At 72.2% G+C, this 212-nt stretch carries 1 protein-coding gene; it reads left to right on the top strand.

Annotation, left to right across the window (positions count from 1 at the left end; all coding sequences use genetic code 11):
• Nucleotides 1–27: 27 nt before the first annotated feature.
• Nucleotides 28–212: hypothetical protein (locus tag LP52_RS28625; protein ID WP_238581095.1), on the top strand; the 185-nt coding region annotated here is incomplete at its 3' end.

The raw sequence follows: 212 nt of genomic DNA, 5'->3' as shown, positions 1-212 counted from the left end.
CACGGAGCAGACGTCGACTGGTCGCAGGTGATCGACGCACTGGCCCCGGGCGCCGCGGAGTGCGCGGATCCGGCTGAGCTGCCGACGTATGCCTTCCAGCGGCAGCGGTACTGGCTCGATGCGGGACCTGCCCACACGGCGGGCGAGGTCCGGCATGGTCTGCTGGCGCAGGAGTTCGGACTGGCCGATGGCCGCGGGACGGTGTGGTCGGG

Source organism: Streptomonospora alba, from assembly GCF_000826685.1.
GTDB lineage: Bacteria > Actinomycetota > Actinomycetes > Streptosporangiales > Streptosporangiaceae > Streptomonospora > Streptomonospora alba.
The sequence above is the reverse complement of the archived record's forward strand: the minus strand, read 5'-3'. Positions and strand labels throughout refer to the sequence as shown.